At 74.7% G+C, this 23,683-nt stretch carries 25 protein-coding genes; 10 read left to right on the forward strand and 15 right to left on the reverse strand.

Annotated features, from left to right (window positions below; translation table 11 throughout):
* Positions 1-111: 111 nt before the first annotated feature.
* The 3 genes from ACGF12_RS09395 (at position 112) to ACGF12_RS09405 (ending at position 2,388) form a co-directional block, all read left to right on the forward strand.
* On the forward strand, positions 112-1,467 hold the full coding sequence (locus ACGF12_RS09395) for a D-alanyl-D-alanine carboxypeptidase family protein (protein ID WP_393027564.1): 1,356 nt from the start codon (positions 112-114) through the stop codon (positions 1,465-1,467).
* A 30-nt stretch (positions 1,468-1,497) separates the two neighbouring features.
* Entirely contained in the window at positions 1,498-1,908 is a 411-nt protein-coding gene (locus ACGF12_RS09400) for a PPOX class F420-dependent oxidoreductase (RefSeq protein ID WP_393027566.1), read from the forward strand.
* 72 nt (positions 1,909-1,980) lie between these two features.
* Positions 1,981-2,388 (forward strand): NTP pyrophosphohydrolase, encoded by a 408-nt coding sequence (locus ACGF12_RS09405; RefSeq protein ID WP_393027568.1) that lies wholly within the window; start codon positions 1,981-1,983, stop codon positions 2,386-2,388.
* Between the two features lie 12 nt (positions 2,389-2,400).
* Here the strand turns inward: ACGF12_RS09405 and ACGF12_RS09410 are convergent, their stop codons facing one another.
* Positions 2,401-2,859 (reverse strand): hypothetical protein, encoded by a 459-nt coding sequence (locus ACGF12_RS09410; protein WP_393027570.1) that lies wholly within the window; start codon positions 2,857-2,859, stop codon positions 2,401-2,403.
* A gap of 300 nt (positions 2,860-3,159) precedes the next feature.
* Between ACGF12_RS09410 and ACGF12_RS09415 the strand changes: the two genes are divergently transcribed.
* From ACGF12_RS09415 to ACGF12_RS09425, 3 genes are read left to right on the forward strand one after another with little or no spacing between them, the layout of a single operon-like run.
* Positions 3,160-3,321 (forward strand): hypothetical protein, encoded by a 162-nt coding sequence (locus ACGF12_RS09415; RefSeq protein WP_380612408.1) that lies wholly within the window; start codon positions 3,160-3,162, stop codon positions 3,319-3,321.
* A gap of 59 nt (positions 3,322-3,380) precedes the next feature.
* Entirely contained in the window at positions 3,381-5,627 is a 2,247-nt protein-coding gene (locus tag ACGF12_RS09420; RefSeq protein ID WP_393027609.1) for a heavy metal translocating P-type ATPase, read from the forward strand.
* The gene (locus ACGF12_RS09425; RefSeq protein ID WP_393027572.1) at positions 5,624-6,133 is read left to right on the forward strand and encodes a copper chaperone PCu(A)C; all 510 of its coding nucleotides are present in this window, start codon (positions 5,624-5,626) and stop codon (positions 6,131-6,133) included. Before ACGF12_RS09420 ends, ACGF12_RS09425 begins: the two co-directional genes overlap by 4 nt.
* Positions 6,134-6,263: 130 nt before the next feature.
* On the opposite strand, the gene ACGF12_RS09430 is transcribed toward ACGF12_RS09425, so the two are convergent.
* Positions 6,264-6,449: a hypothetical protein gene (locus ACGF12_RS09430; protein ID WP_393027574.1), complete on the reverse strand. Its 186-nt coding sequence runs from the start codon at positions 6,447-6,449 to the stop codon at positions 6,264-6,266.
* Between the two features lie 5 nt (positions 6,450-6,454).
* Positions 6,455-7,303, reverse strand: coding sequence for a universal stress protein (locus ACGF12_RS09435; RefSeq protein ID WP_393027576.1), 849 nt, complete (start codon positions 7,301-7,303; stop codon positions 6,455-6,457).
* Between the two features lie 324 nt (positions 7,304-7,627).
* Here ACGF12_RS09435 and ACGF12_RS09440 point away from each other — a divergent pair, with 324 nt between their 5' ends.
* From ACGF12_RS09440 to ACGF12_RS09450, 3 genes are all read left to right on the forward strand, one after another.
* A complete protein-coding gene (locus ACGF12_RS09440; RefSeq protein WP_393027611.1) occupies positions 7,628-9,331 on the forward strand; it encodes a GAF domain-containing protein in 1,704 nt (567 codons plus the stop codon).
* A gap of 136 nt (positions 9,332-9,467) precedes the next feature.
* A complete protein-coding gene (locus ACGF12_RS09445) occupies positions 9,468-9,659 on the forward strand; it encodes a hypothetical protein (protein ID WP_393027577.1) in 192 nt (63 codons plus the stop codon).
* A gap of 342 nt (positions 9,660-10,001) precedes the next feature.
* A complete protein-coding gene (locus tag ACGF12_RS09450; RefSeq protein WP_393027579.1) occupies positions 10,002-10,457 on the forward strand; it encodes a hypothetical protein in 456 nt (151 codons plus the stop codon).
* A 46-nt stretch (positions 10,458-10,503) separates the two neighbouring features.
* On the opposite strand, the gene ACGF12_RS09455 is transcribed toward ACGF12_RS09450, so the two are convergent.
* The 10 genes from ACGF12_RS09455 to ACGF12_RS09500 form a co-directional block, all read right to left on the reverse strand.
* Positions 10,504-11,235, reverse strand: a complete 732-nt coding sequence (locus ACGF12_RS09455; protein WP_393027581.1) for a class I SAM-dependent methyltransferase — start codon at positions 11,233-11,235, stop codon at positions 10,504-10,506.
* A gap of 155 nt (positions 11,236-11,390) precedes the next feature.
* The gene (locus tag ACGF12_RS09460; RefSeq protein ID WP_393027583.1) at positions 11,391-12,107 is read right to left on the reverse strand and encodes a response regulator; all 717 of its coding nucleotides are present in this window, start codon (positions 12,105-12,107) and stop codon (positions 11,391-11,393) included.
* A 116-nt stretch (positions 12,108-12,223) separates the two neighbouring features.
* A complete protein-coding gene (locus ACGF12_RS09465) occupies positions 12,224-12,757 on the reverse strand; it encodes a hypothetical protein (protein WP_393027585.1) in 534 nt (177 codons plus the stop codon).
* Between the two features lie 154 nt (positions 12,758-12,911).
* Positions 12,912-14,669 (reverse strand): cytochrome c oxidase subunit I, encoded by a 1,758-nt coding sequence (gene ctaD, locus ACGF12_RS09470; protein WP_393027614.1) that lies wholly within the window; start codon positions 14,667-14,669, stop codon positions 12,912-12,914.
* A gap of 216 nt (positions 14,670-14,885) precedes the next feature.
* Complete coding sequence (locus ACGF12_RS09475) at positions 14,886-15,758, reverse strand: virginiamycin B lyase (protein WP_393027587.1); 873 nt, start codon at positions 15,756-15,758, stop codon at positions 14,886-14,888.
* 77 nt (positions 15,759-15,835) lie between these two features.
* The gene (locus tag ACGF12_RS09480) at positions 15,836-16,918 is read right to left on the reverse strand and encodes an AI-2E family transporter (protein WP_393027589.1); all 1,083 of its coding nucleotides are present in this window, start codon (positions 16,916-16,918) and stop codon (positions 15,836-15,838) included.
* Between the two features lie 80 nt (positions 16,919-16,998).
* Complete coding sequence (locus tag ACGF12_RS09485; RefSeq protein WP_393027591.1) at positions 16,999-18,114, reverse strand: winged helix DNA-binding domain-containing protein; 1,116 nt, start codon at positions 18,112-18,114, stop codon at positions 16,999-17,001.
* Positions 18,111-18,848: a glycerophosphodiester phosphodiesterase gene (locus ACGF12_RS09490; protein ID WP_393027593.1), complete on the reverse strand. Its 738-nt coding sequence runs from the start codon at positions 18,846-18,848 to the stop codon at positions 18,111-18,113. Before ACGF12_RS09490 ends, ACGF12_RS09485 begins: the two co-directional genes overlap by 4 nt.
* Positions 18,849-18,890: 42 nt before the next feature.
* Positions 18,891-19,307, reverse strand: a complete 417-nt coding sequence (locus ACGF12_RS09495; protein ID WP_393027595.1) for a molybdopterin-binding protein — start codon at positions 19,305-19,307, stop codon at positions 18,891-18,893.
* Positions 19,308-19,395: 88 nt separating this feature from the next.
* Positions 19,396-20,580: an ROK family transcriptional regulator gene (locus ACGF12_RS09500; RefSeq protein ID WP_393027597.1), complete on the reverse strand. Its 1,185-nt coding sequence runs from the start codon at positions 20,578-20,580 to the stop codon at positions 19,396-19,398.
* 164 nt (positions 20,581-20,744) lie between these two features.
* Between ACGF12_RS09500 and ACGF12_RS09505 the strand changes: the two genes are divergently transcribed.
* Positions 20,745-21,977, forward strand: a complete 1,233-nt coding sequence (locus ACGF12_RS09505; RefSeq protein ID WP_393027599.1) for an MFS transporter — start codon at positions 20,745-20,747, stop codon at positions 21,975-21,977.
* 104 nt (positions 21,978-22,081) lie between these two features.
* On the opposite strand, the gene ACGF12_RS09510 is transcribed toward ACGF12_RS09505, so the two are convergent.
* On the reverse strand, positions 22,082-22,897 hold the full coding sequence (locus tag ACGF12_RS09510) for a TIGR04222 domain-containing membrane protein (RefSeq protein ID WP_393027601.1): 816 nt from the start codon (positions 22,895-22,897) through the stop codon (positions 22,082-22,084).
* 80 nt (positions 22,898-22,977) lie between these two features.
* Positions 22,978-23,583, reverse strand: a complete 606-nt coding sequence (locus ACGF12_RS09515; RefSeq protein WP_393027616.1) for a LuxR C-terminal-related transcriptional regulator — start codon at positions 23,581-23,583, stop codon at positions 22,978-22,980.
* Between the last annotated feature and the right edge of the window lie 100 nt (positions 23,584-23,683).

Below are 23,683 nucleotides of genomic sequence, written 5' to 3' on the forward strand. Positions count from 1 at the left end.
GCGGACCGGGGCCACCAAAGTCGCGGCCCCTCTCCCCGCGCCCGCGTCCCGGTGGCCCCGGACGGAGCAGCAGCACCGGCGGCCCGGCGGCGGCGCCGGTACGTTCGCGGTGTGCAACCAAAGCGTATACGGCAGATATCACTCTCCGTCACCGGGCTCGCCGCGGCCTCGGCCCTGGTGCTCGGCATCGGCGCCCCCGCCGCCTTCGCACAGGACGCCGGATCCAGCTCCACCGTCGGCGGCGAGCGGCTCGGCCACCCGGCCGTCCAGGTCGCCCCGCTGGCCGGGGCACCCGCCCTGCCCTCCGGGCTGAGCGGCCGCTCCTGGCTGGTCGCCGACGCCACCACCGGCGAGGTCCTCGCCGCCCACGACGCCCACCGGCAGCTGCCCCCGGCCAGCACCCTCAAGATGCTGTTCGCGGACACCGTGCTGCCCAAGTTCGACCGCTCGCTGGAACACCAGGTCACCCCCGCCGAACTCGCCAACCTCGGCGTCGGCAGCAGCCTGGTCGGCGTCAAGGAGAACCTGCCGTACCGGGTCGAGGACCTCTGGCGGGGCGTCTTCCTCAGCTCCGGCAACGACGCCGTGCACGTCCTGGCGAACATGAACGGCGGCGTCCCGCAGACGGTCGCCGAGATGCAGATCCGCGCCCACTCCCTGCAGGCCCTGGACACCAAGGTGATCTCCCCCGACGGCTACGACATGGACGGCCAGGTCTCCTCCGCCTACGACCTCACCCTGTTCGCCCGCGCCGGGCTGCGCAACGCCGACTTCCGCTCCTACTGCTCCACCCGCACCGCGCGCTTCCCCGGCGGGCTGGACAAGACCACCGGCCAGCGCATCACCTACGACATCGCCAACACCGACCGGCTGCTCGGCAAGTACCCGGGCCTGATCGGCGTCAAGAACGGCTACACCACCAACGCGGGCGCCACCTTCACCGGCGCGGCCGAACGGGACGGCCGCACCCTGCTGGTGACGGTCATGCACCCCGACGCGCAGGGCAAGGTCTACGACGAGGCCGCCAGCCTGCTCGACTGGGGCTTCGCGGCAGCCGGCAAGGTTCAGCCGGTCGGCCGGCTGGTCGAGGACCTCGGCGTCCTGAAGGCCGCCTCCCCCGACGCCACCTCGGAGGCCGCGGCCGCCGACCAGCTGCCGCCCTGGTCCCGCCAGCCCGTCCTCCACAACGGCGGACCAGGCCTCACCCCCGCGCTCTGGTCGGCCGGCATCCTCGGCGCCGCCCTCGCCGTCTGGGGCGCCGCCCGCGCCGCCACCCGCCGCCGCCGCACGGCCACCGCGTCCGCGGCCGCCCCCGGTGCGCCCGATGATGCGCCCGATGTGCCCGGTACCGGCTCCACCGACGCCGACGAGATCGGCTCGACCGGCGTCGGCGGCCCCAACCACCGCCGTCTGACCCGCCGCGCCCGCGCCCTGTTCCACGACGCCCGCACCCGCCGGACCGACTGAGCTGCGGACATTCCCTCTACACTTCGGGCCATGACCACGCCTGACCCCGCCGCATCGGACCGGCTCGCCCGGATCGTCAGCCTCTCCTCCGGGAGCTACCTGCTCGTCACCACCTTCAAGAAGGACGGCACCGCCGTGCCGACCCCGGTGTGGGTGGTACGCGACGGGGAGACGCTCGGCGTCTGGACCGTCGCGGACTCCTGGAAGGTCAAGCGGATCCGCAACCGCGCGGACGTCCTGGTCGGCCCCTGCGACGTCAAGGGCCGCCCGACCGGCAAGCAGCACCCGGCCACCGCCGAGATCCTCGGCCCCGAGCGCACCGCCGCCTACCGCACCCTGCTGCGGCAGAAGTACGGCCTGCTCGGCGTGCTCACCCTGCTCGGCAGCCGCCTGCGCCGCGGCGAGCGCGGCACCGTCGGGATCCGGATCACCCTGACCTGATCGCTTCAGCGGGGGTGGGGGTCCGCCGGCACGCCCGGCAGGCCGACGAACTCCGTGGCAGGCTTGGCGGCCATGGGAGAGAACGAGGCCGCGCCGCCGCCGCTGCTGCTGGTGGTGGACGGCGCGAACGTGGTCGGCTCGGTGCCCGACGGCTGGTGGCGCGACCGGCGGGGCGCCGCCGAGCGGCTGCGGGACGCGCTGGTCCCGCTCGCCGCCCGGGGGCTTCCGGACCTGCCCGGCCCGCTGGAGGTGGTGCTGGTGGTGGTGGAGGGCGCCGCCCGGGGCGTGACCGGCCTGCCCGAGGTGCGGGTGGTCGCGGCTGGCGGCAGCGGCGACGACCGGATCGTCGAGCTGGTGCGGGAGGCCCGTACCGAACAGCCGGAGCGGGAGTGCCTGGTGGTCACCGCCGACCGTGAACTGCGCGCCCGGGTCGGCGCGTTGGGTGCGGCGGTGACCGGTCCGCGCAGCGTGCGGCCGTGATCCGGCCCCGGGTCAGCGGGGCTGGACGGCGTACATGCCCCAGTGAATCGACGGATCCGAGGTGTCCACGGTGAACTGGAGGTCCCGGCCCTCACGGGCGGGGATCTCCACGGAACCGACGCCGGTGGCGTCCACCGGGCACTGCACCGTGAAGTCGGCCGGGGCCAGGCCGCCGACGTGCACCTGCACCGAACCGCCGCCCCGGCAGCCGACCTTGACGGTGAACGGCAGCGTCGGGATCACCGAGGCCGTCACCGCGCCACCGTTCCCGATCCAGTCCGGAATCGAGAGGATGACATCCTCCGTCTCCGGGGCCGGCAGGATCTCGCCCGTTCCCGGCTGACCGATCGGCCCGTGCGGAGCCGACCCCCCGGCGCCGGCCGGCTGCGCCGACGCCGTCCCGGCGAGCGCCACCGTCGCCCCCAGCGCACCGGCCGCCACGGCGAGCATCCGCTTCTTCGTCTGCTTCATGCCATCCCCCCAGGTGTGTTCATGCGTCCGTGCCGATCTTCGGCACACGAAGTGATCGTACGGCGACGAACGGCGCCGAAGGACAGTGACGAACACCACCCCGAGGATCTTCGACCGCGACCCCTGCACCAACGCCCGCACCAACGCCCGCGCCAGATCCCGCCGGAGCCCGACTCGGCGAGCAGCCCGCGCCGCGTACGGCACCCCACCGCGCCCCGCGACTTCTCAGCGTGCGGGAACCACTCGCGATCTCCATCCGACTGCTGTGGGGTGAATGCGAAGTCGCCGGGTGTCCGGCCGTTGAGTGTGCTGGTGGGGTTCGCCCTGCTGCTGGTGGTGGTGTTCGTGGTGGCGTTTGCGGTGGGGCGGCAGGCCGGGCCGGTGGCGCCGGGGCTGACGCCGAGCCGCAGCGGCGGGGCGTCGCCCGGGATGGGCGGGCACGACATGGGCGGAATGCGGTGAGCCCGGTCGCGGGGGCCGACGCCGGGGCGCTGGTGTCCACCGATCTGGCGGTCGGCGGGATGACCTGCGCGGCCTGCGTGGGCCGGGTGGAGAAGCGGCTGGCGCGGATCGACGGGGTGACGGCCGGGGTGAACCTGGCGACCGGACGGGCCCGGGTGCTGCACCCGGCCGGGGTGTCCGTCGAGGATCTGGTCGCGGCGGTCGAACGGGCAGGCTACACCGCCGAGTTGGCGTCGGCGGGGGTACCCGGCGGGTTGGCGGAGGAGGAGCCGGACGAGCGGTGGCGGCTGCTGGTCACCGCCCTGCTGGCCGTCCCGGTGCTGGTGCTGTCGATGCTGCCCGCGCTGCAGTTCACCGCCTGGCAGTGGGCCTGCTTCGCGCTGGCCGTGCCGGTGGTGACCTGGGGTTCGGCGGGCTTCCACCGCCGGGCCCGGCAGGGGCTGCGGCACGCCACCGCGACCATGGACACCCTGGTCAGCCTGGGTGTGATGGCCTCCTTCGGCTGGTCGGCGTACGCGCTGTTCCTCGGCGGGGCAGGCCAGTTGGGCATGCGGATGCCGTTCTCACTGACCGCCGACGGCGGCGGCACAGCACACGTCTACCTGGAGGCGGCGGTCGGCGTGCCGCTGTTCGTGCTGGCCGGGCGGCTGCTGGAAGGCCGGGTGCGGCGGCGCAGCGGCTCCGCGCTGCGCGCACTGGCCGAGCTGGGCGCCAAGCAGGTGTGCCTGCGGGCGGAGGACGGTGAGGAGCGGCTGATACCGATCGAACTCCTGCTACCGGGGCAGGAGTTCGTGGTACGGCCGGGTGAGCGGGTGGCCACCGACGGGGTGGTGGTCGACGGCGGTTCGGCGCTGGACCTGAGCCTGCTGACCGGGGAGAGCGTGCCGGTCGAGGTCGGCCCGGGCGACCAGGTGGCGGGTGCGACGGTGAACGTCGGTGGCGCCCTGGTGGTCCGGGCGACGGCGGTCGGCGCGGACACCCAACTGGCCCGGATCACCGCCCTGGTGGCCGACGCCCAGGCCGGCAAGGCGCGGGCCCAGCGGCTGGCGGACGCGGTCGCCGGGGTGTTCGTGCCCTGCGTGCTGACGGTCGCGGTGTGTGTGCTGGGCTTCTGGCTGGGCGCGGGCGCGGCCCCGCAGGCGGCGGTCACGGCGGCGGTCGCGGTGCTGGTGGTGGCCTGCCCGTGCGCGCTGGGTCTGGCGACCCCGACCGCGCTGCTGGCCGCCACCGGGCGCGGCGCCGAACTCGGCGTGCTGGTGCGCGGCCCGGAGGTGCTGGAGAGCCTGCGCCGGGTGGACACCGTGGTGATGGACAAGACCGGCACGCTCACCACCGGCCGGATGGAGCTGGCGACGGTGACGGTGGCCCGGGGCTCCGCCGAGGAGTTCACAGCAAGGTTCACGACGGAGTTCACGGCGGCGTTCACGGAGGCGTTCACGGAGGACGAGGTGCTCCGGCTGGCCGGCGCGGTCGAGCACCGCTCGGAGCACCCGATCGGACGGGCCGTCGCGGCGGCCGCCCGGGAGCGGTGCGGTCCCCTCCCGCCGGTGGAGGGCTTCGCGGCCACGGCCGGTCTCGGGGTGTCCGGCACGGTCGAGGGCCGCGCCGTCCGGGTGGTACGGCCGGACGACGTCTCCCTGCCCCCGGAGCTGGCCGAGGCCGTGGCGGCCGCCGGGGAGGTGGGCCGCACGGCGGTGCTGGTGGAGCTGGACGGGCGGGGCGCGGCAGTCCTGGCGGTCGGCGACACGGTGCGCTCGGGCAGCTGGCGGGCCCTGCACCGGCTGCGCGGGATGGGCCTGGAGACCGTCCTGCTGACCGGCGACGGCCCGGGCGCGGCCCGTGCGGTGGCGGCCGAGCTGGGCATCGAGCGGGTGCACGCCGGCGCCTCGCCCGAGCGCAAGGCCGAGGTGGTGGCCGAACTGCGGGCCGCCGGACGGACGGTGGCCGTGGTCGGCGACGGCGTCAACGACGCGGTCGCGCTGGCCTCGGCGGACCTCGGGGTGGCCCTGGCCTCCGGCAGCGACGCCGCGATCGGCGCGGCCGGGCTGACCTTGGTGCGCGGGGACATCGAGGCCGTGGTGGACGCGGTGCGGCTGGCCCGGCAGACCCTGGCGACGATCCGGGCCAACCTGCTCTGGGCCTTCGGCTACAACCTGGTGCTGATCCCGCTGGCGGCCGTCGGACTGCTGAACCCGATGCTGGCGGCGGTCGCGATGTCGTTGAGCTCGCTGCTGGTGGTGGCCAACAGCCTGCGGCTGCGCACCTGGCAGCCGGGACGGGGCCGGCAGCAGGGGGGTCGACGATGAGGGCGACGAGGATGGTCGAACGGCTCACGTTCGAACGACTCAAGGTGGTCGCCCCGCCGGTCGGCGCGGCGGTGCTCGCGCTGGCCCTGCTCACCGGCTGGACGGTGGTCGGCGGGGCCGGCGGACCACGGCCGGTGGCGGCCGACGCCGGCTGGGTCCTGTTGCCCACGCCCGGCGCGGCCTCGGCGACGGCGGCCTTCTTCACGGTCCGCAACCCGGGCGACGTCCCGGACGAACTGACCGGCGCCAGCTGGGAGTTCGGTGGCCCGATCACCCTGAAGCGGCACCTCCACCAGGGCGCGGCCGGCCGCTGGGAGGCGGTCGTCGCCCTGCCGGTGCCCGCCCGGGGCGAACTGGCGATGTCCCCCGAGGACGCCGACCTGATGATCGCCGCTCCGCCCGTGCTGAAGCCCGGCCAGGGGGTGGGCTTCACCCTCACCTTCCGGCACAGCCCCCCGCTGCGGCTGGTCGCCCGGGTGCTGCCCCCGGGCGCGCGGCCGCGCTGAGCGCCCGGCCCGGCGGCAGAACGGGCGACGCGCCGGGCCGGGCGCCGAGCCGGGTGAACCCCGGCGGTGCCGAGCTCCGTTGGAGACAGTGGTGGGCGGCCCGTGTGTGGGGCGCGGCCGCACACCACTGTCACGCGGTCGGGCCGCCACCCCGGGGCCGACCGAGCGTGTCCCGGGCGGGCCGGCGGGGTGCGACCACGCCGGCCGGCCCGTACCCGGCGCGCGGCACCGGCTCGACGTGGCCGAGCCCGTCGACCGGGTCGCGCAGGGCCCGGCGGATGCGACGTCGCGCGTGCGTGAGCCCGTGCGTCAGCACGTACGTCACCCGTGCGGGACGACCGCGACCGGCGCCTCGGCGTGGTGCAGCGCCGCGTGCGCGACCCGGCCGAGCCGGGGGCCGAGCTCGATCGGGCGGCGGCGCCGGCCGACCACGACCAGGGCGGCCCCGGCGGAGGTCTCCACCAGGCCGCGGGCGGCGCCGAGCCGGACGTCCTCGACCACCTCGACCTCGGGGTGCCGCTCGCGCTGCCCGGCCAGGGCGAGCGACAGCAGCTTGGCCTCCAGCTCCTCCAGCTGGGCGGTCTCCCCCGCCGGTACGGCACCTCCCGCGTAGCCGAACAGCGGCGGCAGGTCCCAGCCGTGCACCGCCCGGAGCCGGGCGCCACGCAGCGCGGCCTCGCGGAAGGCGAAGGCGAGCACCTCCTCCTCGGGCCCGTGCGCGTCGACGCCGACCACCACCTCGCCCCCTGTTGCCCGACCCTCCCGTACCACGACCACCGGCCTGCTGCTCCGACCGGCCACCGCCATGCTCACCGAGCCGAGCAGCAGCCCGGTGAAGCCGCCGAGCCCGCGCGAGCCGAGCACCAGCAGGTCGGCGTCGGCGGCGGCCGCCACCAGTCCGTCCACGGGCGCGTCCAGGACGACGTCGGTGTGCACGGCCAGGCCGGGGTGGCGCTCGCGGATCTCGTCGGCGGCCGCGGCCAGGGTGCGCTGGGCGGCCTCCGGCAGGTCGTCCGGCTCCGCGAAGGAGGACACCCCGTCGGTCAGCCACGGCCAGGCGTGCACCAGCCGCAGCGAGGCCCCGCGCCGTACTGCCTCCTCGGCGGCCCAGTGGGCGGCGGCGGTGCCGGCGGGCGAGCCGTCCACCCCGGCCGCAACGGTTGACGTCATGACGGTTCCTCCAGTGTCTCGGCGCCGGGAACGGTGCGCCCTGACGCCCCGTCCGCTCCTGGTCCCCACCCTGACGTCCGGGTCCGGCCCCCGCCAGAGGCCACAAGCCCCGCGCCGACGGGACGAAGGACCCGTCCGCCGGAACATTACGTGCGACCCCGGCCTCCACCGCGTCGACACCCGGGCACTACCGTGTGCACACGGAATTCCCGCTGGTCGGACGGCACCGAAGCCGCCCGGCCCCACAGCGGTGGACGGTCAGCGAGCACGAGGAGGACAGCGGTGGGCGAAGCGGACGGCAGCGCGGCGGGCGGCGGCGCGCGGATGCCCCGGCTGCGCCTGGACGAGCTGCTGGAGGAGTTGCAGTGGCGGATCGACGCGGCGCGCGGGACGCAGAACCGGGTGCACAACCTGCTGGAGGCGGTGCTCGCGGTCGGCCGCGAGCTGGACCTCGCCCAGGCGCTGCACCGGATCGTGGAGGCCGCCGTCGATCTGGTGGACGCCCGCTACGGCGCGCTGGGGGTGATCGGGCCGGACGGGCACTCGCTGTCGCAGTTCCTGACGGTGGGTCTGTCCGACGAGGAGATCGCCGAGATCGGCCCGCCGCCCGCCGGCCGGGGCATCCTCGGCGAACTGATCCGCCATCCGCAGCCGCTGCGCTGCCCGGTGCTGTCCGAACACTCGGCCTCGGTCGGCTTCCCGGCGAACCACCCGCCGATGCACACCTTCCTGGGGGTGCCGGTGCGGGTGCACGGGGAGGTGTTCGGCAACCTCTACCTGACCGACAAGCGCGGCGGGCTGGACTTCGACGAGGACGACGAGGCGGTGATCTCCACCCTGGCGGTCGCGGCCGGCGTCGCGATCGACAACGCCCGCCTCTACGAGGAGGCGCAGCTGCGCCAGCGCTGGCTGCGGGCGAGCACCGAGATCACCCGCAGCCTGCTGTCGGGCGCGCCGCGCCTGGAGGTGGTCGAGCTGATCGCCCGCCGGGCCCGGGAGATCGCGGGCGCCGAACTGGCGGACGTCTCGGTGGCGCTGGCCGGCCCTGGGGAGCGGGCCGAGGAGCTGGCGGTCGAGGTCGCGCTCGGCGGCTCGCCGGACGCCCGGCTGGGGGTGACCGTGCCGGTGGACGGCACCGCCTCCGGCGCCGCGTACGCCTCCGGCTCGCCGGTGACCAGCGACGAACTGGCCTGCGACGCCCGCTTCCCGGCCGGTCCGGCGGGCCGCTTCGACGGGCTGGGCCCGGCCGTCGCGGTACCGCTGGGCACCGGCGCCGGGTACGGGCGCGGCGTGCTGCTGCTGGCCCGGGCGCAGGGGCAGCCCGCCTTCGGGCCGGAGGAGACCGGCCCGCTGCTGGGCTTCGCCGACCAGGCGGCGCTGGCGCTGGAACTGGCCGAACGGCGGCGCGACGCCGAGCAGTTGAACCTGCTGGAGGACCGCGACCGGATCGCCCGGGACCTGCACGACCTGGCCATCCAGCGGCTGTTCGCCACCGGGATGACGCTGCAGAGCGCGGGCCGGCTGATCGAGAGCCCGGCCGCCGCGGACCGGGTCGCCCGGGCGGTCGCGGACCTGGACGAGACCATAAAGATCATCCGCTCGACCATCTTCGGCCTGCGCGCCCACAGCGAACCCGACCGGGGCCTGCGCGCCCGCGCCACCCGGGTCGTCACCGAGGCGCAGGGGCCGCTCGGCTTCGCGCCCCGGCTCAGCATGGAGGGCCTGCTCGACACCGACGTGCCGCAGGAGCTGGCCGAGCACGTGGTGGCCGTCCTCGCCGAGGCGCTCAGCAACGCCGCCCGGCACGCCCGCGCCACCCGGGTCGAGGTGACCCTGCGCGCCCTGGCCGGGCAGGTGGTGCTCACGGTGGCCGACGACGGGGTGGGCGTGCCCGAGGGCGGTCGGCGCAGCGGGCTGCGCAACCTCGCCGAGCGCGCCGAGCGGGTCGGCGGGACCTTCACCCTCGGCCCGGCGGACGGCGGGAACGGCGGCACCCGGCTGGTGTGGGAGGCGCCGCTCGGGTCCTGAGCGGCCGGCCGGGGCAGCCGTCCGTAGCCTCCGTACGGGGGAACTCCGCCGTAGCCCGGCGCCGCGCACCCGTGCCCACCGTCAACCGCCCCTAGCCTGCTCGCGTTTCCCCGAGCGTCGAGCGCAAGGACGGCCGATGGCCCACGAGTCACCCGCGAGCGCCACCCGGCCCCCGGGCGCCGCCGACGTCCCGTCCGCGCCACCGCCGAGCGGGCCGGCCACGGCGGCGCGGCTCGCGGTCGCCGTGGCCGGGGTCCGCCCGGCGCCGGTGCCGGGCACGCTGGTGTTCGGCCTCGGTGTGCTGTCGGCGGCGCTGCTGCTGATTTGACATCCTCCCCCGGCTGAAGCCGAGGGATTCCAACACCGATGGGGTGTTGAGGTTCACGGGCACTCGACCGCTGGCGCGGTGTTGCCCCTCCGGTACCGGAAGGTGTCTTCCGTGGCCTTACGGCCTGTCCTACCGCGACGTTGGTTGCTGCGTTGGTGTCCGCGTTGCAGGTGAAGCCGCAGGGTACGCATGCGAAGTCGGCTTGGCTCTTGCGCGACTTCTCCTTGATCCATCCGCGGGGCTGCAAAGCAGGTGACACGCCGTCATCCTGGCAGCACTCCGAGTTGCCGCACCTGCTTGAAGTCGCTCCCACCACCGCCTCTCCCGAGACGCTGGATCGCCTTGACGGCGATTCGACTATTCCTGTCCCTCCCCCAGCTTCCGGCCGGGGGTGCCCCCATCGCGGGAAGCCGGATTCCCCCACCGGCCAAAGCCGGTGGCACCCTCCGGTTCCACTGGTGGACCCTGCTGGTCGGTTGTCTGCCGCTCGCCCACCTCGCGGGCGGCGGCGGGGCCTCCCTCCCGCTGGTCGAACGCCAGGTGGACGAGGTGCTGCTGACCGCCGCCCAGACCGTCCTGGCCGTGGTGCTGCTGCTGGACCTGCGCTTCCTGCCGTGGAAGGCCGCGCTCCTACTCGCCCTGTTCGCCGTCCAGTTCGCGCTGCCCGGCGAGTCGGCCCGGTTCGCCCTCGGCTGGGTCTACCTCGGGATCGCCGTCCCGCTGCTCGCCCTGCGCCTGTGTCAACTCCCGCCCACCGTCCGGGCGCTGGCGGGGCGCATCGAGGGCGATCCGCACTGAGTTCCCGGCCGTGAACGGCCGGGCGGTCACCGTCGCCCGTCGTCCCTCAGGCGCGGAAGGCCAGCAGGCGGTACTGCGGGTCGGGGCGCGGGGTGTCCTGGTCGGGAAGCGCGGCGAGCGCCCGTACGGCGGTGGCCGCGTCGGCGGGGTCCCGGCACCAGAGAATGCGGCCCTTGCCGACGGACTCCCGCCAGGCGCGGGGGCTGCGGCCCTGGCCGAGGCCCGGGAACGACGTCTCGGCCGCCGGGCTGAGGCCGAGGGCAGCCGCCCGGGCGGTCAGGCGCTCGACGTTGTCCGTCACCTGCGGGGCGTGGCGGCGGCGCAGCCCGGCCGTGGCCTCGGCGAGGTCGCTGGGCTCGGTGAAGTACGCGTCGTTCTTGTCCACCGTGGTGATCAGCGCCCCGCCCGGGCGCAGCACCCGGCGGGCCTCCGCCAGGACGGGCGCGGCATCCGGCAGCAGGTGGAGCAGCCAGACCAGCACCACGGCGTCCGCGCTGCCCGTGCGGAGCGGGAGCCGGGTGGCATCCGCGCAGAGGACGGCGCCGGGCAGGCGCTGCTCGGCCAGGCGCAGCATCCCGGGCGAGCGGTCGACCCCCAGGACGGTCCGACCGGGGCGGCGCAGCCGGGCGGTGACGATGCCGGTCCCGCAGGCAACGTCCAGCACCGTGCGCCCGTCCTCCGGCAGCAGCCGTTCGACGGCCGCCGCCGCGGCCTCGGCGCGGGGTTCACCGCCGCGTGAGTCGTCGTAGTCCCGCGCCTCGGTGTCGTAGTCGAGCAATCGAATCCGTTCCGGCCGGCAGTCAAGCCGACCGGGGGTCGGTCCGGCAAGCGGTCCGGGTCCGGCGGGACGGGCCCGCGAGGGCCGATGGTCGCGCCGGGGGCCCGGGGCGGACGGGCCCTCAGCCCCCGACCGCCCCGCAGCCCCGGCGACCCTCAGCCCCGGCCGACCCGCAGCACGGACGGCTGAGCGGCGGAGGACTGCCGCAGCTCGGTGGCGATCAGCGCCGCCTGCACCCGGCGTTCCACGCCCAGCTTGGCGAGCAGCCGGGAGACGTGGTTCTTCACCGTCTTCTCGGCCAGGTAGAGCCGCTCGCCGATCTGCCGGTTGGTCAGGCCCTCCCCGATCAGTGCCAGCACCTCCTGCTCACGCGCGGTCAGCCCCGGCCCGGCGGTCACCGGCCGGGCGGGCTCGGCGTCGCTGCGCAGCCGGTTCAGCAGTCGGGTCGCCGCACCGGGGTCGAGCATCGACCGGCCGGAGGCGACGGTACGGACGGCGGCGACCAGGTCGGTACCGCTGATCTGCTTCAGCACATAGCCGGCCGCGCCCGCCATCACGGCGTCGAGGAGCGCCTCCTCGTCGTCGAAGGAGGTCAGCATCAGACAGGCCAGGTCGGGCATCCGGGACCGCAGCTCACGGCAGACCGACACCCCGTCCCCGTCGCCCAGCCGCACGTCCAGCACCGCCACGTCGGGCCGCAGCGCCGGCACCCGCACCAGGGCCTGTTCGGCCGTCGCGGCCTCCCCGACCACCTCCAGGTCCGGCTCGCCGTCCAGCAGGTCGTGCACCCCACGGCGCACCACCTCGTGGTCGTCCAGCAGGAACACCCGGACCGGCGCCGAATCCCCGACACCCTCCGCCTTGGTCGCCATCACGCGGCTCCACCTTCGTCACCCCCCGCACACTCCCAGCGGGGCCCACCGCATCATCCCCCGCCCGGCCTCACGGGAGCAGGGTCCAATGGCCCCATTCCGGGAGCAACGCCCCTTCAGCGTCCCTGCCGCCGTACGTTCCCCAGCCCCATGAGCAGGAACGCGAGCGCCACCCCGGCGCCGCCGGCCGCCGCCAGCGCCACCCTCGGCACGACGTCGCCCCCGCTCGACAGCAGGATCGCCACCGCCCCCAGCGAGGCCACCGCCGCGCCCACGATCAGCCACCCCGTCAGCGCCACCGCCGCCGGGCGGCCCGTACACGGCACCGGGCCGACGTCCAGGGCGGCCCAGCGGGCGGCGGTCTCCCGCTGCTCGCCGCGACGGTCCCACCGGGCCCGCACCCGCAGGGCCGTACCGCCGACCAGCCCGGCGAGAGCCACCTGGGCGGCGGGGCGCCAGTCCGACAGGGCGAGCAGCAGCGCGCCGGCCAACGCCAGCCCCGCCCACCACATCACGCAGGCCGCCGCGGCCGTACGGGTGGAGCGGGGCCGGTCGGCGCCGGCCTGGAGGTCGGCGATGGCGGGCAGGTACCAGACGCAGCCGCTGGCGGTGAGGGCGGCGGTGCCGATGGCGAGGACGGTGTGGGTCACGGGCCGGCCTTCCTAGGCGCACGGGGATCGGGGATCGCACGGGGATCGCACGCAGTTCGCGGACAGGGGATGGGGGCAGGGGAGCCGTCCCCGCCCGCCCGGGGGCAGCGACGCGGGCGGGGACGGCGTTCAGGGGTACGGCCCCGGTACGGCCTCAGCCGTCGGAGCCGGACGGGGAGGAGGACGAGGACGACACCCGCCCCCGCTCCGCCCGCGGCAGCGGCCGGTCGTACTTCGCCGGCTCCACGTCGCCGAGGTACGCGGCCGGTCTACCGGTGTTCTCCAGCACGTCCCGGGCCGCGATGTCCGGGTGGTGCAGGTCGAAGGCCGGCGATTCCGACCGGATCCGCGGCAGCTTGACGAAGTTGTGCCGGGGCGGCGGGCAGGAGGTGGCCCACTCCAGCGAGCGGCCCCAGCCCCACGGGTCGTCCCCGGTCACGCGCTCGCCGTACTTGGCGGTCTTCCAGACGTTGTAGAGGAACGGCAGGATCGACAGCCCGAGCAGGAAGGACCCGATGGTCGAGACGGTGTTGAGCGTGGTGAAGCCGTCCGAGGCCAGGTAGTCGGCGTACCGGCGCGGCATGCCCTCCGCGCCGAGCCAGTGCTGCACCAGGAACGTCGTGTGGAAGCCGACGGTGAGCGTCCAGAAGGTGATCCTGCCGAGCCGCTCGTCGAGCTTCTTGCCGGTCATCTTGGGCCACCAGAAGTGGAAGCCGGCGAACATCGCGTACACCACCGTGCCGAACAGCGTGTAGTGGAAGTGCGCGACGACGAAGTACGAGTCGGAGACGTGGAAGTCGATCGGCGGCGCGGCGAGCAGCACGCCCGTCAGTCCACCGAACAGGAAGGTGACCAGGAAGCCGACCGTCCACAGCATCGGTGTCTCGAAACTCAGCGAGCCCTTCCACATGGTGCCGACCCAGTTGAAGAACTTGACCCCCGTCGGCACCGCGATCAGGAAGGTCATGAAGGAGAAGAACGGCAGCAGCACCTGCCCGGTGACGTACATGTGGTGCGCCCACACCGTCACCGACAGGCCCGCGATGGCCACCGTCGCGGCGATCAGGCCCGCGTAGCCGAACATCGGTTTGCGGCTGAACACCGGGATGACCTCCGAGACGATGCCGAAGAACGGCAGCGCCAGGATGTACACCTCCGGATGGCCGAAGAACCAGAACAGGTGTTGCCACAGCATCGCCCCGCCGTTGGCCGGGTCGAAGACGTGCGAGCCGAACTTGCGGTCGCATTCGAGCGCGAGCAGCGCGGCGGCCAGCACCGGGAAGACCAGCAGCACCAGCACCGAGGTGAGCAGCACGTTCCAGCAGAAGATGGACATCCGGAACATGGTCAGTCCGGGGGCCCGCATGCAGATGATGGTGGTGATGAAGTTGACCGCACCGAAGATGCTGCCGAAGCCGGACAGCGTCACGCCCATGATCCACATGTCGGAGCCGACGCCCGGCGAGTGGACGGCGTCGGACAGCGGCGCGTAGGCGAACCAGCCGAAGTCGGCGGCGCCCTGCGGGGTGAGGAAGCCGGCGGCGGCGATCAGCGAGCCGAACATGAACAGCCAGTAGGACAGCATGTTCAGGCGCGGGAAGGCCACGTCCGGGGCGCCGATCTGCAGCGGCATGATCCAGTTCGCGAAGCCGGTGAACAGCGGCATCGCGAAGAGCAGCAGCATCACCGAACCGTGCATGGTGAAGGCCTGGTTGAACTGCTCGTTGGAGAGGATCTGGGTGCCGGGCCGGGCGAGTTCGGCGCGCATGACCAGCGCGAGGATGCCGCCGATCAGGAAGAACGCGAACGAGGACACCAGATACATGGTGCCGATCGTCTTGTGGTCGGTGGTGGTCAGCAGCCTGACCACGGCCGAGCCGGGTCGGCGGGACCGAACCGCCCCTGTCGGCAGGGGCGTTGGCGGTGAGGTGGGGTCGCCCTGTGCCTGGGTGGCGCTCAAGGACGCACTCCTTCGGAACGTCGTGCGAATGATGACGCTCCATGATCCGAACGCACCGCCACCGCACCCCAGGGCCCTTGGGCCCGCCCGCCCGGGGCCGCTGGGCCCGAGTTCCCGGGCCCGCGCCGGGACCACCCGCCCGGGCCCCGAGCGCGCCGTCGCGCTCGCTCAGTCCGCCAGTCGGGCGATCTGGCCGCGCTCCAGCGCCGCGTACACCGCGCCGTCCGGGCCGACGGCGATCCCGTGCGGCTCGGCGCCCGGGCCGGGGACCGGGTGCCCGTCCAGCCGTCCGTCCGGGGTCAGCACCCCGATCCGGCCGGCGCCCCACTCGGTGAACCAGAGCCGCCCGTCGAGGCCGGCGGCGATCGCGTGCGGCTTGGCGGCCCGGTCGGCCAGCGGGTACTCGGTGACCTGCCCGTCCACGGTGATCCGCCCGACCAGCCCGCCGCCGATCCCCACGTACCAGAGCGCGCCGTCCGCCCCGGCCGTGATCCCGACCGGCGCGGTGCCCTCGGTGGGCAGCCGGTGGACGGTCACCTCGCCCTCGACGCCCACCCGGGCGACGGCGTTCGCCTGGTTGAGCGTGCACCACAGCGCGCCGTCCGCCCCAGCGGTGATCAGCGACGGGAAAGCCCCGGCCAGCGGCAGCGGAAACTCCGTCACCTGCCCGTCCACGGTGATCCGCCCGACCCGGTCGACGTTCAGCTCGGTGAACCAGAGCGCCCCGCCGGGCCCGGCCGCGATCCCGTACGGCCCGGCGTTCTGCGTCGGCACCCCGTACGAGCCCACCTCACCGTCCACCGTGATCCGCCCGATCCGGTGGTCCCGCATCCGGCTGAACCACAGGGCCCCGTCGGGCCCCACGGTGATCACCGACGGCCCGCACCCCGGCGCGCCCAGCCCGAACCGCTCCACCGAGCCGTCCGCCGCCAGCCGCCCGATCTCCCCGGCGTGCACGAGCGTGAACCACACGCCCCCGTCCGGCCCCACGGTCACCCCGTACGGCCCGGCCCCCGCCTCGGCCACCTCGAACAGTTCCATCCACACCCCTTGGATACTATTGCGACTGGCGTCGCATTAGTGATGCTCGCACGTCCACCCCGCCCAGGGCAACAGGCTTATTCGGGGCCGGTCGCCAGACCCCGTAGCACCGAGATCACTCCGCTCCCCGCGGCGCAGACCGGGACGGCGAGCAGGGCGCCGATGATGCCCGCGACGCCGGCGCCGGCGACCACGGCGACCATGATCGTCGCCGGGTGCAGCTCGACCGTGCGGCTCTGGATGATCGGCTGCAGGATGTTGCCCTCGATCATCTGGACCGTCAGCACCACGCCGAGCGCCCACAGCGCCGTCCCGAGCCCGCCGTCGGCGAGGGCGACCAGCACGGCCACCGTGCCGGACAGGAAGGCCCCGACGAAGGGGATGTAGGCGCCCATGAAGACCAGCGCGCCGAGGCCCGGCGCACCGGGGACGCCGAGGGCGAGCAGGCCGATGGTGATGAAGCCGGCGTCGAGCAGGGCGATCAGGGTGGTGCCGCGCATGAAGCCGGCCATCGCCTCGAAGGCGCGCACGGCGCAGGCGATCACGGTTTCGGCGCCGCGCCCGGGCAGGTAGGAGCGGATGGCGTCGCCGGTGCGGTGGCCGTCACGGAGGAAGAAGAAGACCAGGGCCAGCGCCAGCACCCCGCCGGTGATCAGCTGGGTGAGCAGGCCCAGGCCCGAGAGCACGCCGCTGGTGAGCGTGGAGACCAGCGAGTTGGTCTCGCCCTTGGCATTGGTCAGGGCGTGCTGGATCTTCTCCCCGAACGGGCCCAGCCAGTCGGCCAGCCGCTTGCCGGCCGCCGGGAGCGAGGCGGCGATGTGCGGGGCGCTGTGCACCAGGGAGTTGACCAGCAGCACGATCACCCCGGCCACCGCCGCGACCAGCACGACGCAGGTCAGCCCGGCCGCCAGGCTTCGGCTCACACCCCGGCGGACCAGCCAGGGCACCACGGGGTGCAGCAGCGCGGCCCCGAGCAGCGCCAGGACGAACGGCACGGTCGCCGCCCGCAGCTCCACCAGGGCGAAGACCAGCAGTGAGGCGACGGCGATCAGCAGGATCACCGCCACCGACCAGGCCGCCGCCCCCCGAACGGCCGGTGGCAGCATCAGGTACGGCCTGCGGTGGTCGGGCTGCCCACCGGGCGGGCGCTCCACGGACACGGCCACCTCCGCCGGGGATCGTCGTTGAGTCCGAACCGACCCATCTCAACAGAGAATCTGACGATCTGCCCGTTTTGCGGCTAAGTGGCTGCCTGGATCCGTACGGCCCCGCCCCCGCCCGCACCCGCACCCGCACCCGCACCCGCACCCGCGAAGGCCAGCACCCGTCGCGCCTCCGCCTCCGCCGCCTCCCGGTCGGCCCGCGCCAGCCGGACGAACGGCTGGACGACGACCTCCTGCTCCCCCGTCAGCCGCCACGTCCCGGCGACCAGCCCGTCCACCAGCAGGGTGCCGAGCACGAGCCCGTTCCGGGTCATCACCCACCCCTTGTACTCCTCCGGCAGCACCCGGCTGCGGTCGGCGTGCGAGAGCAGCAGGTTGTCGAAGGGCGCGACCAGTCGCACCGGCGCCGGGACATCCGGCTCCGGCCGGGGCGCCTCCGGCAGGTCGTACAGCAGCCGGCCCCGCTCGTCCCGGAAGGTCAGCAACCGCGGCGCGAGCCGCCCCAGCACCGGGCCGAGCCCGGTGAGCCCGCACCACTTCCTGAGGTCCGCCGCGTCGGCCGGGCCGAAGGCCGCCAGGTAGCGCAGCACCAGCCGGTCCGGCGCGGGTGCGGGGTCCATCGGGCGGCCGAGCCAGGCCTCGGCGGTGGTGTGCGCGGCCGGGCCGCTGCGCCCCCACAGGCCGCGCGGCGGCACCTGCACCAGTGGCAGCAGGCACCGCGCCGCCTGGGCGAGCGCGGCCGGGTCGCGGTCCGGGCGGCTCTCGGCCAGCAGCGCGCCGAGCTGCTGGAAGGTGCGCGGCTGCGCCTCGACCAGCGCCCGGGCCTCGCCCGCCAGCACGTCGAGGTCCAGCCCGGCCAGCCGCTTGCCGTAGGTGGTGCGCAGCGCCTGGTCCAGGACGGGCTGGAGCAGCGGGCGCAGCGTCCGGCAGTCCTCGGCGGTGACCAGATGGATGGTGCCGCGCTGGAGGGCGATCCGGACCACCGCCCGCTGTTCGATCAGCGTGCTCAGCCGCTCCGGGGAGAAGGCGTCCAGCCGGGAGAGCAGCCCGAGGTAGGGCGGCTGCGGTACGGCCTGGGCCTGGAGCCCGCCGAGGTGGTGGATGACCTCGGAAGGCTCCAGGTCGGTGCGGGCGAGCAGGTGCTGACGGGCCAGCAGGGCCCGGCCGAGCTCCCGGGTGCTGAGCACCCTCACCGGCGGCCGTCCAGCACCGAGCGCAGCACGGAGATCCGGTTGGTGGTGATGGAGTCGACCCCGGTGTCGCGCAGCCGGCGCATGGTGCGCCGCAGGTCGGCCGTCCAGGTGGAGACGGCGAGCCCGGCGTCCGCCGCGGCGCCGACGAACTCGGGGGTGACCAGGCCGAACGGCGGGTTGAGGAAGGCCGGGCGCAGGTCCTTCAGCAGGGCGGGCGCGGGCATCCGGGGCTGCTTCCAGGTGAGCGCGATGGAGGCGTTCGGGGTGAGTTCGCGCACCGCGAGCATGGCGGTGACGGGGCCGCAGAAGGCGACCAGCCGTTCGGCGCCGAGCCCCGTGACGACGGACCAGGTGGCGGCGGCCGGGCCGGGCTCGTCCAGGTCGATCAGCAGCCGGGGGCCGTTCGCGGCCGCGACGCTCTTGACCGCCTCGGCGAGGGTGGGGATCGCCAGGTCGCCCCGGCGCAGCTCGTCCAGCTGCTCGACGGTGACCCGGTCGATGGCGCGCGGGTCGCCCCAGAGCCGCTCCAGGGTGCGGTCGTGCAGCAGCACCGGCACCTTGTCGCGGGTGAGCTGGACGTCCACCTCGACGGCGTCGGCCCCGGCGGCGAGCGCGGACTCGACCGAGGGCAGGGTGTTCTCGCGGTAGCGGTACGGGTCGCCGCGGTGGGCGACGGCGAGCACCGGGCGGCGGTCGGCGGGGGCGGGCACGGGGGCGGTGCGGGCGAGACTCATCGAATCAGTCCAGAAGGCCAGGGGGTCGGGTGGAGGACAGGGCTAGCGTCGTTCGATCATCACGTTGGTGGACTTGATGACCGCCGTGGCCGGTGCGCCGGGGACCAGGTTCAGCTCCTCCGCCGACTCCCGGCTGATCAGCGACACCACCCGGAAGGGCCCGGCCTGCACCTCCACCTGCGCGGCCACGTCGCCGAGCCGCACCTCGGTGACGATCCCGGGGAAGCGGTTGCGCGCGGAGGACGGCCGGCCCTCGGCCTCGGCGACCTCCGGGCGGGCCAGCTCGCGGGCGAAGGCGGCGAGCTCGGCGCCGGGGATGATCCGGTGCCCGTGCTCGTCCCGCACGGCGGCGATCTTCCCGGCGTCCACCCAGCGCCGCATGGTGTCCGAGCTGACGCCGAGCAGCGCCGCGGCCTCACCGATGCGGTACGGGTTGACCGGCACCCCGGGCTGGCCCATGTGCGACTCCTGACGGTGGTTCGAGGTACGGAGGTACGCGCCCCCGGCCGCCATCCTGCCGTACCGGGGACATTGACGGGAAACTCCCCTACGGCTCGCCGAACAGGTCCTGGCGGACCGCGTCGCCCGCGGTGAGGACGGCCCCGGCGAGCACCGCGCCGCCACCTGCCGTACCGGCGCGCACCTCGGTGCGCAGTGGGGAGAACCCGGCGAGGCGCCGTTCCACCCGTCCGGCCAGTTCGGCGCCGCCGGCCCGGCCGATCTCGCCGCCGAGCACCACGCAGCCGGGGTCGAGCACCACGCAGACGCCGGCCGCGCCGAGCGCGATCCGCTCGGCCAGCTCGTCCAGGAACGGTTCGCCCCGTGCCCCGGCGGCCAGCGCGGCGCGCACCGCGGCCTCGGCGGCGCCCGCGTCCCCGGCCGGGCCGGCGGGCAGCCCGTGGGCGCGGGCGAGTTCGCAGACGGCGGCGCTGCCGACCAGCCCGTGGAAGCCGCCCTCGCAGCTGTCGGCACTGGGCAGGCCGACGGTGCCGGGGACGGGCAGGAAGCAGATCTCGCCGGTGCCGCCGGAGAAGCCGCGGCGCAGCCGCCCGTCCAGGATGACGGCGGCGCCGACACTGTGGCCGAGCCACATCAGCACGAAGGTGTCGCGGTCCCGGGCGGCGCCGACCCGGTACTCGGCCCGGCCGGCCAGGTTGACCTCGTTCTCCAGGATCACCTCGGTGTCGGGCAACTCCCTCAGTGCGGCGAGGAGTTCGGCGTGCCAGCGGGGGAGGTTGCCGGTGCTGTGCAGGCGCCCGGTGGCGGGGTCGACCAGGCCGGGGGCGCCGACCGCGACGGTGTGCAGCCGCTCGACGCCGGCGCCGCGCGCGCTCTCCAGCAGGGTGGCGACGATCGCCCCGGCGGTGTCGGGCCCGCCGTCGCCCTCGACCGGGACCTCTGCGGTGGCGAGGGTGCGCCCGGCCAGGTCGGCGACGACCAGGCTGACGCCGCCGGAGCGGACGTCGAAGGCGGCGATGTGGGCGCGGGAGGCGACCAGGGCGTAGACCCTGGCGTTGGGGCCGCGCCGCTGCTCGCCGCGTTCGCCGACGACGGCGACCAGGCCGGTGCGCTGGAGGCGGTCGAGCAGGTCGGCGACGGTCGGCCGGGACAGGCCGGTGAGGTCGCGCAGCTCGGTCGCGGTCAGCGGGCCCTGTTCGAGCAGGAGGTTGAGCGCCAGCCGGTCGTTGATCGCCCGGGCGGTGCTCGGCGTGGCCGTACGCGCGGTGGTCATGGCAGCTCATCCTTCCAGAGTGTTTCTATCAGGGTCCCTTCCTGATAGTTTATCGAACCGTCCGCCGGACGGCCGCGTCCGCCGCGCGGACCGATCGGCCTGCACGTAGACCACCCACAGGGCACCGTCGCGCCCCGCCCCGCGCGACCGGGAGGGAAAGCCGCATGACCGTGAACACACTCGAACCACTGGAGGCCCCACGCCGGGCCCGGGCGAGCATCGCGCTGGTCTTCGCCGTGCACGGCGCCGTCGGCGGCACCTTCGTCACCCGTATCCCGTGGATCCAGGACCGGCTGGACCTCTCCCCCGGCCAGCTCGGCCTGGCGCTCGTCATGCCTGCCGTCGGCTCCTCCCTCGCGATGCCGCTGGCCGGACGCTTCGTCCACCGCTACGGCGGCCGGGCGGCGGTGCGCGGGCTGATCTCGCTCTGGTGCCTGACCCTCACCCTGCCCGCGCTCGCCCCCGCACTGCCGGTGCTGTGCGCGGTACTGCTGGTGTACGGCGCCACGGCGGGCATGGCGGACGTCGCGATGAACGCCCAGGGTGTGGAGATCGAGCAGCGGCTCGGCCGCTCGATCATGTCCGGGCTGCACGGGATGTGGAGCGCGGGCGGCCTGCTGGCCTCCGGCTTCGGCATCCTGGCCGCGCACCTCGACCTCGACGCCCGGCTCCAGCTGGCCGTCACCGCGCTCGTCCTGCTCGCCCTCGCCCAGCCGGTCTGCCGGGGCCTGCCCGACCTGCGGGCGCCCGAGGAGGCGCAGGCGCCGCCGCGCTTCGCGCTGCCGCCGCGCAGCTCGCTGGTGATCGGACTGGTCGGCTTCTGCGCGGTGTTCGGTGAGGGCGCCTCGATGGACTGGAGCGGCGTCTACCTGAAGGACGTCACCGGCGCCTCCGCCACCGTCGCGGCCGCCTCGTACACCGCCTTCTCACTCACCATGGCGGTCAGCCGGCTCGCCGGGGACGCGGTGATCCGCCGCCTCGGCGCCGTCCGCACCACCCGGCTGGGCGGGGCGATCGCCGCCGTCGGCGGGGTGCTGGTGGTGGCCGCCGACCACCCGGCGGTGGCCGTCCCGGGCTTCGCACTGATCGGCGTCGGCGTCGCGGTGATCGTCCCGCTCGCCTTCGCGGCCGCCGGACGGATCGGCAGCAACCCCAGCCAGGCCATCGCGGGCGTCGCCACCGTCACCTACACCTCCGGCCTGATCGCCCCCGCCGTGATCGGCGCCCTCGCCCAGGCGACGTCGCTCACCGTCTCCTTCGGGCTGGTCACCCTGCTCGTCTTCGCCCTGCTGCTGAGCGCCGGGGCGCTGCGTCGGGCCGAACCGGATTTCGCCGCCGGGAAGGTGACGGCGGTGTCACCGGAAGTCGCTCCCGACAAAGATCTGTCCACGCGATGACGGCCGATCCACCAGGGAATTCCCCGCTCCTACCGCCAACCGTCGGGCGCCCCCGGCCCCACCCAGCTCGCCGACGGCCTCACCGTCCGACCGCCGGAACGGGCTCAGATCCCGCCGAGGCCGCCGTTGCCCTTGTCCTCCTGGGCCTGGCGGCGCCTCCACTCCTCCATCTCCCGGGCGTGCGACGCCTTCCGGGCGCCGTACAGCGGGTGCCCGTCCCGCAGGCCGTAGAGGCCGTTCAGGACGACCCGGCCAGGGACGTCCTGCCAGCGGTCGTCGTCACGGGCGAGACCGAGCAGCCGCTCGCCGTGCACCGTGCGGTGCCGGTAGGAGCTCCGGTACGCCCGGCTGCCGACCAGCGCCGCGACGGCGAGCAGCAGCGCGAACGCCCCCAGCGGGACCAGGACGTTCCGGTGCTCCGCCGCCGCCCAGATGACGCTGACCAGCCCGAGCACCACGATCAGCGGGTAACTGCCGATCCCCCAGTCCACCGCCCGGTCGAGCCGGCGGCGCAGCTCCGCGTCCCGGACCAGCCCGCGTGCCGCCAGGTCCCGGTGGACCTCCCTCAGCTCCGGCTGCCGATTCAACTCGGCCTCCACAGCGAGCAGATCGCCGCCCGGCCGGGCCTCCAGCGCCGCCAGCAGAGCCGAGTAGAAGCTGCGGCCGCCGGAGCGGCCCTCGGCCGTCAGGTAACCGGAGGCGCTCACGTTCACGGCTCCGCGCTCGTACGCCTCGAACAGCAGCAGCTCCGCCAAGTGGTCTGCCACCGCGGCCAGTTCGTACAGCTCCAGCTCAGGACCGGCCGGCTCGGTGACGCTCCGCTCGGCCCGGTACAGCTCCTCCTGCGCGGACCGGCACCACAGGACCGTCCAGACCAGGTACGCCGCCGAAACGAGGAGGAACCCCGCGAAGGCCCACACGATGCCACCTCCTCCGGTCAGGTCACCCCAGTGTGGGGACGCCCGCGCCTCAGGGCAACTCCCCTACCGCGCCGACCGGTTCATGACTGGTTCAGGTAGGTGAGCACGGCCCGCACCCGGCGGTTGGTGTCGTCGTCGTCGGCGGCGATGCCGAGCTTGCCGAACATCGAGGTGGTGTACTTGCTGATCGCACTGTCGCTGAGGAACAGCCGCCGCCCGATGGCCTGGTTGGACAGCCCCTCGGCCATCAGGCCCAGCACCTCGTACTCGCGCTCGGTGAGCTGGCTGAGCCCCCGCTCCGGCGGGCTCGCCGACAGCAGCTTGGCGATGACGGCCGGGTCCATCGCCGTCCCGCCGGCCGCGACCCGCTCCAGCGAGCCGATGAACTGGTCGGCGTCGAACACGCTCTCCTTGAGCAGGTAGCCGACCCCGCCGGAGCCGTCCGCCAGCAACTCCCGTGCGTACAGCTGCTCCACGTGCTGGGAGAGGATCAGCACCGGCAGCCCGGGCAGCTCCTTGCGCGCGGCCAGCGCCGCCCGCAGGCCCTCGTCCGACTGGGTCGGCGGCATCCGCACGTCGACCACGGACGCGTCCGGGCGGTGGGTGCGCAGCGCTTCGAGCGTCTCGGGCCCGGTGGAAGCGGTGGCCACCACCTCGTGCCCGCACGCCTCGATCAGACGGACCATCCCGTCCCGCGTTCGACATAATTCCGCGGCCTGGAGCTGCGAATCCGGGGTCTGACCTGGGCGGACGTGCGTGTGTCCGCCTGGAGGGCGTTTCTCTAGG

The organism is Kitasatospora sp. NPDC048296 (assembly GCF_043201815.1).
GTDB lineage: Bacteria > Actinomycetota > Actinomycetes > Streptomycetales > Streptomycetaceae > Kitasatospora.